The organism is Marinobacter iranensis, from assembly GCF_029207565.1.
Taxonomy (GTDB): Bacteria; Pseudomonadota; Gammaproteobacteria; order Pseudomonadales; family Oleiphilaceae; genus Marinobacter; species Marinobacter iranensis.
Genome location: NZ_JANCMW010000068.1, coordinates 1 through 289, shown reverse-complemented (window position 1 = coordinate 289; position 289 = coordinate 1). Strand labels below are relative to the sequence as shown.

The following is a 289-nucleotide window of genomic DNA, read 5'->3' as shown; positions in this document are numbered from 1 at the left end:
CCCATCCCGGCGCGCCTGGCCCTTGACAGCGGCGCCCCATTCGGGCCGATCCGCGCCATGATCCATCTCACCCGCAACGGCCATGTCGCCACCATCGCGCTCGCCAGGCCCGAGGCGAAGAACGCGCTTCCCACCGCCGCCTGGCAGGCGCTGGCGGCCGCAGCGCGCGACGTGGGCGATGCCCGCGCCGTGATCCTCAGGTCCGACGTGCCGGGCATCTTCTCCGCCGGCGCCGATGTCCGCGAGTTCGAGCAGCTCCAGGCCGATCCGGCGCTGCGCACCCGTTTCC

General features: G+C 73.7%; 1 protein-coding gene. It reads left to right on the top strand.

Features of this window, described 5'->3' with window-relative positions; translation table 11 throughout:
* On the top strand, nucleotides 1-289 hold a 289-nt coding region (locus NLU14_RS21470; RefSeq protein WP_275710456.1), incomplete at both ends, for an enoyl-CoA hydratase-related protein.